The sequence below is a fragment of the Comamonas odontotermitis genome (assembly GCF_014207855.1).
Classification (GTDB): domain Bacteria; phylum Pseudomonadota; class Gammaproteobacteria; order Burkholderiales; family Burkholderiaceae_C; genus Comamonas; species Comamonas odontotermitis_A.
Map to the genome: position 1 here is coordinate 23,398 of NZ_JACHKZ010000038.1, position 10,367 is coordinate 33,764.

General features: G+C 59.0%; 12 protein-coding genes and 1 pseudogene. 4 read left to right on the forward strand and 9 right to left on the reverse strand.

Going from position 1 to position 10,367, the window contains the following annotated elements; genetic code table 11:
- Window positions 1–43: 43 nt before the first annotated feature.
- The 3 genes from HNP33_RS19100 to HNP33_RS19110 form a co-directional block, all read right to left on the reverse strand.
- Window positions 44–346 (reverse strand): c-type cytochrome, encoded by a 303-nt coding sequence (locus tag HNP33_RS19100; protein ID WP_184711451.1) that lies wholly within the window; start codon window positions 344–346, stop codon window positions 44–46.
- A gap of 213 nt (window positions 347–559) precedes the next feature.
- Window positions 560–1,048 (reverse strand): hypothetical protein, encoded by a 489-nt coding sequence (locus HNP33_RS19105; protein ID WP_184711430.1) that lies wholly within the window; start codon window positions 1,046–1,048, stop codon window positions 560–562.
- A complete protein-coding gene (locus tag HNP33_RS19110; protein ID WP_233464612.1) occupies window positions 1,045–2,091 on the reverse strand; it encodes an MBL fold metallo-hydrolase in 1,047 nt (348 codons plus the stop codon). The genes HNP33_RS19105 and HNP33_RS19110 overlap by 4 nt, the downstream gene beginning before the upstream one ends.
- Window positions 2,092–2,222: 131 nt before the next feature.
- On the opposite strand from HNP33_RS19110, the gene HNP33_RS19115 reads away from it, so the two are divergent.
- Window positions 2,223–2,639 (forward strand): DsrE family protein, encoded by a 417-nt coding sequence (locus HNP33_RS19115; RefSeq protein WP_184711432.1) that lies wholly within the window; start codon window positions 2,223–2,225, stop codon window positions 2,637–2,639.
- Window positions 2,640–2,703: 64 nt separating this feature from the next.
- Here the strand turns inward: HNP33_RS19115 and HNP33_RS19120 are convergent, their stop codons facing one another.
- The 4 genes from HNP33_RS19120 to HNP33_RS19135 all read right to left on the reverse strand — a co-directional run bounded on the left by HNP33_RS19120 (window position 2,704) and on the right by HNP33_RS19135 (window position 6,516).
- The gene (locus tag HNP33_RS19120; protein ID WP_184711434.1) at window positions 2,704–3,009 is read right to left on the reverse strand and encodes an ArsR/SmtB family transcription factor; all 306 of its coding nucleotides are present in this window, start codon (window positions 3,007–3,009) and stop codon (window positions 2,704–2,706) included.
- 170 nt (window positions 3,010–3,179) lie between these two features.
- Window positions 3,180–4,694, reverse strand: a complete 1,515-nt coding sequence (locus HNP33_RS19125) for a tripartite tricarboxylate transporter permease (protein ID WP_184711436.1) — start codon at window positions 4,692–4,694, stop codon at window positions 3,180–3,182.
- Window positions 4,694–5,284 carry a tripartite tricarboxylate transporter TctB family protein gene (locus HNP33_RS19130; RefSeq protein ID WP_233464613.1) on the reverse strand — a complete coding sequence of 197 codons (591 nt, stop codon included), beginning with the start codon at window positions 5,282–5,284 and terminating at the stop codon, window positions 4,694–4,696. Before HNP33_RS19130 ends, HNP33_RS19125 begins: the two co-directional genes overlap by 1 nt.
- Before the next feature lie 269 nt (window positions 5,285–5,553).
- Window positions 5,554–6,516 carry a Bug family tripartite tricarboxylate transporter substrate binding protein gene (locus HNP33_RS19135; RefSeq protein WP_184711438.1) on the reverse strand — a complete coding sequence of 321 codons (963 nt, stop codon included), beginning with the start codon at window positions 6,514–6,516 and terminating at the stop codon, window positions 5,554–5,556.
- A gap of 158 nt (window positions 6,517–6,674) precedes the next feature.
- Here HNP33_RS19135 and HNP33_RS19140 point away from each other — a divergent pair, with 158 nt between their 5' ends.
- The 3 genes from HNP33_RS19140 to HNP33_RS19150 are packed head-to-tail and all read left to right on the forward strand — an operon-like array spanning window position 6,675 to window position 9,307.
- Window positions 6,675–7,370 (forward strand): response regulator transcription factor, encoded by a 696-nt coding sequence (locus HNP33_RS19140; RefSeq protein WP_184711440.1) that lies wholly within the window; start codon window positions 6,675–6,677, stop codon window positions 7,368–7,370.
- A gap of 43 nt (window positions 7,371–7,413) precedes the next feature.
- Window positions 7,414–8,895 (forward strand): sensor histidine kinase, encoded by a 1,482-nt coding sequence (locus tag HNP33_RS19145; protein ID WP_184711442.1) that lies wholly within the window; start codon window positions 7,414–7,416, stop codon window positions 8,893–8,895.
- Window positions 8,882–9,307: an RNA-binding S4 domain-containing protein gene (locus HNP33_RS19150; RefSeq protein WP_233464614.1), complete on the forward strand. Its 426-nt coding sequence runs from the start codon at window positions 8,882–8,884 to the stop codon at window positions 9,305–9,307. Before HNP33_RS19145 ends, HNP33_RS19150 begins: the two co-directional genes overlap by 14 nt.
- Window positions 9,308–9,423: 116 nt before the next feature.
- Here HNP33_RS19150 and HNP33_RS19155 read toward each other — a convergent pair whose 3' ends face one another.
- Window positions 9,424–9,882, reverse strand: a complete 459-nt coding sequence (locus HNP33_RS19155) for a type IV pilin protein (RefSeq protein WP_184711444.1) — start codon at window positions 9,880–9,882, stop codon at window positions 9,424–9,426.
- A gap of 14 nt (window positions 9,883–9,896) precedes the next feature.
- Window positions 9,897–10,367, reverse strand: a pseudogene (locus HNP33_RS19160) (pilus assembly protein PilC); the annotation flags it as partial.

Sequence of the window (10,367 nt, forward strand, 5' to 3'; positions counted from 1 at the left end):
CAATAGCAAGCTCTACTCAAGAAATAAGCGCTGATCGCTTGCCTTACTTGGAGCCGCCCAGAATCCAGGCAGCCAGCGTGCTGGCATCTGCATCGCTGAGCGCTGCCTGTGGCGGCATGGGAACCGCGCCCCACTTGCCGGAACCTCCCGCCTTGATGCTTTTGGCGAGCTGGGCCTGTGCATCGGCCTGGCCTGCGTATTTCTTGGCCACATCCTGGTAGGCCGGACCCACCAATTTCTTGTCAACGCTGTGGCAGGCCATGCATGCGTTCTTCTGCGCCAGGGCCAGATTGGCCCACGCAGGAGCAGCCACCAACCCGCCGCCCAACAGAGCGGCCCCTGCCATCAGAACACTTCGAAGTTGTCTCATCGCTTCACCTTTATTTATATATAAGCATATTTTTATTTATTGAAATATTAGAGAGTTCTGAGAGCCTCCAGGCCTAGGTGATACCCGCGTTATCCCAGATATGAATAGCGAAATTCAGCTCCTGTGTTGACTCTGGAATGGCGTTTCTGAGGAGGCTGTGCACCATCGAGCAAGGCCTGCTCCGCGCTATTAGTTGGTGGACTGGAACGATGCGCGCGCCTGCGCAAGACGCTCATCAAGGTATGCGCCGTAGAAGTCGGAAGTGGAGCCCGCCGTGAGCCGTGGAGCCAGTTCCTTTCCGCCACGGCCGTAGAACAACACAGTCGGTGCAACCCCGATGCCCAAATCTTTGACCACTTGACCATGGCTAGTGGCTCGCCCCGCACAGTCACGCAAAGGCATGCGAGAGAGAAAGTGGATTTGCGTCACGACCGCCCCCTCCTTGCTGGCAGGAAACAGATAGTTTTCACGCGCCACCTTGCAAAACGGGCAGCCATGCAAGGTGGCCAGCACTACGAGCGGTTGGCCTTGGCGTGTAGCGAATGCCAGGCTTTGTTGTAAATCATCCGTCGTGGGCAGCAGTTGTTCCGAGGCATCCAATGCCTGGGCCTGCATCGCCCAAGCTCCCGTGGCCTGGCCGATGAACAAACCCAGCATGGCATCACGACGGCCGATCATGGCTTTTCCTGCTCCATGAGCAAATAGGTGTTGTAGGCGTTCATGCGGTTGGCCTCCTTGAACAGCGGATATTTCTCAAAGCGCGACCAATCCGTTGATTTATAGGCCTCGTCAAACGGGTCCAGATTGCCTGCCGCCTTGGCCATGGATTCGCGCAGATAGCTGAGGTAGTCGCGCGTCAGCTGCATGTCGGCCTTCGGATCATTCGATGCCGGTCCATGGCCCGGCACCATGACTTTGACAGGCAGCTTCAACAAACTGTCGAGTGCGGCAATCCAGTGGCGGCTGTCGGCTTGCCCAACATAAGGGATGCGGTTACGAAACACCACATCCCCAATGAACAGCACGCCGCTTTGCGGAAGGAAAATCGCCGTGTCTTCTGGCGTATGGGCAGGCCCCATGTGTTGCAGCTGAAACTGCACTCCACCGATCGTGAGCACGCTGTTGTCTGCGCTCACCCATTCATCCGCATTCACCAAATGGGTGTCGGCATCGATCCATGGCGCCAGCTCGGTGCGAGAAGCTTCCAGGCGCAGCCGGGCGGTGTCGGAGTTGATGTACTCCCTTGCCAGACCATTGGCAATGATCTTGGCGCCCAGCGCCTTGAAGACCTGCAGGCCGTAGATGTGGTCTGCATGGTAATGCGTCAACAGCACCGTGCTGATGGGTTTGCTCGTGATCTGCTTGATTTTCTGCACCAGCGTCTTGGCCAGCGCAGGAGAGCCCAGCGCATCGATCACCACCACGCTGTCTTCTGTGATGACAAAGCCTGCATTGGAGATGAAGTTCTGGTTCTGCGGCGACCCCAACGCCGACAAGCCTTGCACGTAATACACATCGGGCGCTACCCGCTTGATCTCCATCGAGACGGTGGCTGCCGGAGTACCGGGCCTGCCCTGTGCCGGATTGCCCGCTGCCGTGCTGGCGGTTGCAGCCATTGGCGGATCCGATGCACCATCCGTGCCATGCGCCTGCGCGCTGCCAGCATTCCAGCCCAGCATCAACGCGAAAGCGTAAGCCCATTTCACCCGTGTCGCCACCATGCTTGACTCCTGTCTCCACCCGCCGTTTACTAGGTACTGTTACTGGCTTTGCACAGCAATCGCCTGCAGCTAATATAAGTCACCAGCGATATTTTGGGGCTGGAGATACTACCAATGCAAAGGAGCCACCCATGAAACGCCTGTTATGCGCCATCTTTCTGTCCTTGATGGCAGCCATCGGCTTTGCCCAGGACAAGGTCAAAGTGGTCTACCACGTCAATACCGGTGTCGAGACTGCAGCAGCCATCCTCAACAACATCACCAACGAACTCAACGCCTCGCCCACCGACAAGATCGTGGTGGTAACGCATGGCCCAGGCATCGATTTCCTGCTCAGTGATGCCAAGGACAGCAAGGGGCGCGAGTTCAGCGGACAAGTGAGTGCCTTATCCGCCAAAGGCGTGGAGTTTCGCGTGTGCAACAACACCTTGCAGACCCGCAAGATCGACGCGTCAAAACTGCTGATGGAAGCCCAGATGGTGCCATCTGGCGTAGCCGAAGTAGCGCGCCTGCAAGCCAAAGAAGGCTTCGTTTACCTGAAGCCCTGATGGCTGCGCAAACCCAGCAAAAAGGCAGCCCTCGGGCTGCCTTTTTCATAGTGCAGAGAAACCTTCAATCTTCCATTGCGATTTGCAGGCAAACACTGCGGCACATCTGCACTACTTTGTCGTTTGCAATGTAGTAGTAGATGCTGACGCCTTCGCGCCGCTTGCCCAGCACTCCGGCTTGGTACAAGGTGTTCAGATGCTGAGACATATTGGGCTGGGTGGTATTGATCGACGCCAGCAACTCGGACACATTCTTCTCACCATTGCACAGCGCGCTGATGATCTTGAGCCGCATGGGCGCGGCCATGGCCTTGAATAGCTCTGCAGCGCTTTCATAGACGCCGTCATCTTCCATCTCTTGCGATTCCATGCCCGCATTCCTTCCATCTGCCGCGACTGGCCACCATCCCGGCCAGATCACCATACATTGCCGGTACACCACTATATAGCAGAGCCCTTGCCAAAGCCTTGTGCCTTTACATGCATTGCATGAGTAAAAAAGGCGCCCGTTCGGGCGCCTGGATCTAAACGGTCGCAGCCTCAGGCGGAAACCGCTATTGCAGCCTTTTTGTTCCCTCTTGCCTTGAGCACCCGCGGAACAATCAGCACAGCCAGCACAATGATGATCAGCGCCAGCGACATGGGCCGCTGCCAGAAGATGCTCCAGCTACCTTCCCCAATGGCCACTGCATTGCGCATTTGCGCTTCGGCAAGCGGCCCGAGAATCATGCCCACCACCACGGGTGCGGTAGGAAAATCAAAGCGACGCATCACAACCCCCAGCGCACCGATGGCCAGCAGCAGATACAGATCAAACGTGCTTTGGCGCATGCCATAGGCACCGACGGTCGCAAAGATCAGAATGCCTGCATACAGTTGCGGCTTGGGAATCTTGAGCAGCTTGACCCACATGCCCACCATGGGCAGGTTCAGCACCAGCAGCATCACATTGCCGATGTAAAGCGATGCGATCAGCGCCCACACCAGTGCGGCTGAGGTGGTAAAGAGCTGCGGGCCCGGGTTGATGCCATAGTTCTGGAATGCCCCCAGCAATACGGCCGTGGTGTTGCTGGTGGGAATGCCCAGCGTCAGCAGCGGAATCAGCGCTGCCGTAACGGTGGCGTTGTTGGCAGCCTCCGGGCCTGCCACGCCTTCAATGGCGCCGCTCGTACCAAACTCTGCCTTGTCTTCACCCTTGGCCAGTTTCTTCTCGGTGGCATAGCTCAGAAAGGTCGGGATCTCAGTCCCACCAGCGGGAATGCAGCCAAAGGGCGTTCCAATCACCGTGCCGCGGATCCAGGCAGGCACTGAGCGCTTCCAGTCGCGGCGCGTCATGTGCACACGGCCCATTTTGTTCTGCGAGTCGCGCGTCTTGCCCTCGTACAGCGCGTAGTACAGCACTTCAGCCACAGCAAACAGGCCTACTGCCACCAACACGATGTCGATACCGTCCAGCAGCTCTGGCTTGCCCATCGTATAGCGGGCGGTGCCAGTGATCTGGTCCATGCCGATACAGCCGATGGCCAGCCCCAGGAACAGCGCTGTCATGCCACGCAGACTGCTCTTGCCAAGAACAGCACTCACGGTGGTGAAGGCCAACACCATCAGCATGAAGTACTCCGGCGGCCCCAGCTTGACTGCAAAGTCTGCAACATAGGGAGCGAACAGTGTGACCACCACAGTGGCAATGGTTCCAGCCACGAAGGAGCCGATGGCCGATGTGGCAAGCGCCGCGCCGGCACGACCGCTCTTGGCCATTTTGTTGCCCTCCATGGCGGTCACCATGCTTGCGGTCTCGCCGGGCGTGTTCAGCAGGATCGACGTGGTCGAGCCGCCGTACATGGCGCCATAGTAAATACCGGCAAAGAAGATCATCGAGGCGGTGACTTCCACCTTGGCCGTGATGGGCAGCAGCATGGCCACCGCCACGGCAGGGCCAATACCCGGCAGCACACCCACTGCCGTGCCCAGTGCGCAACCCACCAGCGCCCACAGCAGATTGACAGGCGTAGCTGCAGTGGCGAAGCCTTGTAGCAATGCGTTGAAGATATCCATCACAGCCACCCCGTTTCCGTCAGGCCCGGCAGGTTGATTGCCAGGAATTGCGTGAAAGTCCAGAACACCGGCGCCGAAATCAAAGCTCCGGTAAACAGGTCAGTGCCAATGGTTTTGGCGCTGCCCGCATGGGGCTGGCCAGACGCGCGACGCAAACCTTGCGTCGCCACGGCATAGCACAAGGTGCAGCTGACGATGAAACCCAAGGTGGTGATGAGCGCTGCGTTGATGAGCAGACCTGCACACACCCACACCAGTGCACCCCAGTCGCCATGCTGCGCGCCATCAGGCGCGTCGAGGTGGCGATAACCCCCACTCAGCGCTTCCCAGCACAGCCACATGCCGCACAAACCCAGTACGCAGGCGGCCAGCCAGGGCAGAAAATCAGGCCCCACGCCGCTGTAACCGGCTTGGGATGGAATGTGCAACGCCCCCCATGACAGCAGCCCGGCCACAACCAGTACGGCAATGCCGACGGCCAGTTGCGCCACCGTGCTCGGCTGATGGGCGTGTTCAAAATCAGGCTCTGCGCCTTGCGAGTGATTGGCAGCGGTACCGGCCGCTGCTTGGGGATCTGCCATTGGGCTCATATCGGCGTCTCCTTTTGATCTGTTGCAGGGTGCTCGCGGTGTTGCGAAACGGATTCTTGGGCGAATGGACGGAGGCCGCGCAATACCGAGGCTGGGCAATGACTACCTCGCATTCCAGCCGCCATCGCAAGCTTCCAGCTCGCAATCCGCCAGCACCTGAAAATTTGAAAAAAGGCCCCCAGCGCTTATCAATGAAGCGCCAGTAGCTATCTTTTTTATATACGGGCGAACTACCCTGGCGAGGTATTTTCGCCAGGGCGGTGCAAGAATCAGGACACCATGCCTGCGCGGGTCATCGTGTCTTTCAGGCTGGCAAACTCTGCCGATACAAATTTGCTGAAGTCATCGCCTGCCAACCAGGCGGCTGTCCAGTCGTTCTTCTTCATCGACTCGGCCCAGCTCTTGCTCTTCATGGCCTTGTCCAGCATGTCGATCAGATTCTTGCGCTGCTCTGCGCTGATGCCAGGAGCACCATACACGCCGCGCCAGTTGCCAATTTCCACATCAATACCCTGCTCCTTGAGTGTGGGAACATCCACGCCCTCCAGGCGCTGCGCGGATGTGACGGCAATCGGTTTCATCTTGCCAGTCGAGATGTATTCGGCAAACTCGCTGAAGCCGCTGCCCCCGACGGTGACATTGCCACCCAGGATGGCCGCGATCGCTTCACCGCCGCCACGGAAGGCAACGTAATTGATCTTGGCCGGATCCACGCCCACAGCCCGCGCAATCATTGCCGCCGCGATGTGTTCGGTCGAGCCGCGCGAGCCGCCGCCCCACTTGACGGAGCCGGGATCCTTCTTGAGCTGAGCCACCACATCTGCCATGGTCTTGAAAGGCGAATTGGCTGGCAATACGAATACGTTGTACTCGCTCGTCAGGCGTGCCAGAGGCGTGGCCTGATTCAAATCTACTGGAGGCTTGCCGGTAATAATGCCGCCCAGCATGACTGCACCCATCACCATCATGGCATTGGCATCGCCCTTGCTGCCATTGACAAACTGCGCAAGGCCGATGGCCCCTGCTGCGCCGCCCTTGTTGTCATAGGTCACCGAGCCAGCCACGCCAGCGTCTTGCAAAGCCTTGCCCAGCGCACGGCCCGTAGTGTCCCAGCCGCCACCGGGGTTGGCGGGCAACAGCATTTTCAGATTTGCCGCGGCATGGGCGCTGAGTGGCAAGGCCCCTGCAGCAGCCAGTGCCAGCATGGATTTAAGGAACTCGTCACGACGCATGATTGTCTCCTTGGAAGATGTTGTAGATGAACCGATGATCGTGGCAATACCTGTCAAATAGCTGTCACGCCTGAGCGGATTCACTAGGGGAAACACCAAGGGCGCGAATGCCGCATCCACGGTACGGGTTACCATGAATATGGTGCAAACTTGCCAGCATGCACCTGCTTTTGATCGAGGACGACGCCACCATGCAGACCACCTTGCAACGTACGTTGCGACGGCGCGGCATGGATGTCACCCCCATTACCGACGGCGCTGCCGCGCTGCCGGCCTGGCGACGGCTGCGGCCCGATGCGGTGCTGCTGGATCTGAGCCTGCCCAATATGGATGGGCTGGACATCATTGCCCAGGCGCGCACGGAAGGCCTGGCCACGCCAACCCTGATTCTGACGGCGCGAGGCACGGTGGGCGACCGCGTGCTGGGCCTCAACTCCGGGGCCGACGACTATCTGGCCAAGCCATTTGACCTGGACGAACTGGAGGCCCGCATCCGTGCCCTGGTGCGACGATCCCAGCCAGCCGCCGCGGAAAATACGCCGCCGACCACTACGGCCGCTGGCAGCCTGCGCTACGACAAGTCTGCCGAGGCCTTTTACTGGCAGGACGCCATCTTTGAGCTGACGCCACGGGAGGTCGCCTTCCTCAAGACGCTGATTCAGCCTATGGGCCAGGCCGTCACCAAGGAGCGCTTGTTCGCCACCGTTTTTGCCGGCGAACCTGATGTGCAGCTGGAGGCGGTTGAAGTCGTGGCCTACCGTCTGCGCAAAAAACTGGCCCCTACCGGTATGCAGCTGATGACCTTGCGCGGCCTGGGCTACCTGCTCAAATCAGGCGGTTCTTCGGCCGACTGACGAGCTACCGCGCAACACTCCCTGCAAGATATCCCCGCAAGATATGACCGCGCCTGCCCCTACAACCACCCAGAACCCTGGTAGCGCCCAACTCGCCAACAGCTCGATCCGACGTAATCTGCTGCTGGGCATCCTGCTACCAGTGGTGGTCTTCATGGTCTACAACACCAGCAGCCTCTACCAGCAGTCGCTCCAATCCCTCAATACCGCATACGACCGCAGCCTGCTGGCGTCAGCCAAGGTGATCGGCGAACAGTTGACCGTACAAGGCTATGACGAGCTGGCCATTGTCGAATCCACGGTCCCCTATTCAGCGCTGGAAGCCTTTGAGGCAGACAACCAGTCGCGCCTGTTCTATCGCGTCTCCACCATGGCGGGCGAGCTGATTGGCGGCTTTGCCGAGTTGCCGCTGTGGAGGGGCCGCATCGCCCAGCAGCCGCCCTATGCGGCCCTGGTGGACTTTTACAATGGCGAATTCCGAGGCATGCCCGTTCGCATTGCCGCCTTGCTGCAACCCGTTGCCAGCGCCAACGGGCGCGGCATGGCCATTGTGCAGGTGGCAGAAACCTTGCAGATCCGCGAATCCCTGGCCCGGGAGATCTTGTTGGGCACCCTGTTCAAGCAAGCGCTGCTGTTTGTCTGCATTGCGTGTGTCGTCGTGTTCGTGGTGCGCCGGGCCACCCTGCCCATCCTGCAACTGAGCAAGCAGCTCAACAGCCGCAGCAACGACGACCTGCAGCCGCTGAAAGTGCCCCCCGCCACCCCAGTTGAAGTGCTGCCTCTGGTCGACTCTACCAACCACGCCATGGCGCGCCTCGCTCACCTGCTGGCGCATCAAAAGCGATTTGTACGCGATGCATCGCACCAGTTGCGCACGCCACTGGCGGTACTCAAGGTTCAGGTTCAGTCGGCCCTGCGAGGCGATGTGGAGCCACACCAGGCTCTGCATGAGATCAGCACCACCGTAGGCCGCGCTACCCAGTTGGCCAACCAGATGCTGTCGCTCGCAAAAGTAGAGCAGTTGCAGCAGTCGGAACAAGCACAGACCGTCAGCTTGACGGAGGTGGTTCGAGACATGGTCATAGAACTATCGCCGCTGCTGGCCGAAAAGAATCTGCAGTTTGAGCTGGTGAGCGAAGAGCTTACTCTGATGGCGCACCCATGGATGCTGCGCGAGCTGGTGCGTAATCTGCTGCACAACGCCATACAACATTCGCCGCACGGTGCCCCCCTGCAGATCAAACTGGCAACGCAGGAGGATCGCCCGGTTCTGCGCGTGAGCGATTGGGGAGAAGGTGTCTCTGCCGCAGTGCAGGCACGCTTGGCAGAACCCTTTGTCAGCGGAGTGCCCAATGGCGGATCAGGCCTGGGCCTCGCCATTTGCCGCTCCATCTGTGATGCGCTGCACGCACAGCTGCATTTGCGCAACCGCCATGGCAACGGCGCCATTGAAGGATTTGACGCTGTAGTAGAGTTTGCCTTCGTAGCCAATACGCCCCCGGCCTCATCCCATGCCCACTTCTGATACCCCTGACAGCGAATCCATGCGCATCGACAAATGGCTGTGGTGCGCGCGCTTTTACAAGACCCGTGCCATTGCGGTCGAAGCCATCAACAAAGGCCATGTCCGCGTCAACCAGGCCAGCGCCAAGCCGGGCAAAGAGGTAAAAGCAGGCGACACCGTGGAGCTGCAACAGGGCAACATTCCCAAAACAGTGGTTATCACGGCCATGGCCCGTACCCGGGGGCCCGCACCTGTTGCTCAAGCGCTTTACTCGGAGACACCGCAGAGCATTGCCCAAAGGACCACGCTCGCCGAACAGCGCCGCCTGGCCCCCGAACCCGCCAATACGCTCAAGGATGGGCGCCCCACCAAGCGCGACAGACGGGAGTTGCAAGGACTGCGGGATTGGGGAGATCGGTGGAGTGCTGAATGAATGGCTCTCAAAACCAATAGCTGAAGGCGGCTACCTGGCAATAAATCGACCCTTTATCAATCTATAGCCACAGGTCGGCCACCCATCCACACGAGCTCTCCACAAAACGGCTCTTGCTACTTGCCCCAGCAACTGGCATCGTAGCCTGTATCACCACTCACCTTGCCATTCGCCCCCTGCACACCGGTATTGCTCAAGGTGTAGGTGCCGCACTTGTCTGCAGCCTGCGGCCCCGGACTTTTTGGAACGGCCTGCAATGTAAAGGCCGCGCCGGTGTTTCCATTTACCACGCTGATGGTGTAGCGCTTCGCAGGATCTGCGGTACCGTTACTATCTTTCCATTGGAGCGCATTGGGTAGATTTGTCGGATAGACACCTCCTGCAGTAGCAGCACGCTCCATCCATTGCGCAGCCTGCAGCAACCCCGCCCTCGCATCCGCCCGGTGTCCACGGCGGATGTATTCGTTATAGCTGGGCATCGCAATCGCAGTCAGAATGGATACCACCGCCACCACGATCATCACCTCGATCAACGTAAAACCGCGCTGCTGCATCCTTCTGTTTTTCTCTCGCATTCCTTGCCCTCCCATTATTTCAATTGACGCCAGCTCGGACGCAGTGATTGCTCGGGCATGCGCAGGATGCGCTCAGCATCGTCTCGCAGGCAGCTGTCACCTTTACACGTACTCACATCCAGCATGACAGTCTCGGACGATGCGATTTGCGAATGCGAGCCCTTGTCCACCTGCACCCGCGAAGCATTGTCATTGTCCGCTGCGCTATACGTGCCATTGCCTGCTGCATCAATCAGCTGAATGCTGGGCTTGGCTCCGTCCATGATGTTGAGCATCGTGCGGTACTGACGCTCCGAATCGACCGAAGTAGATTCGCAGCTTTCTTTCGTCACATCCACATCAGAGCCTTTGGCTGGAACCTGGCTATACACCAACAGGATATTTGTATTGTCATACATCTCCATGTTCTTGAGCAGACGCTCACCCACAGCCGGCAAGTCCATGTACCAGCCATTCTTCGTCGTCAACCAGTACTTGGTTTTCGT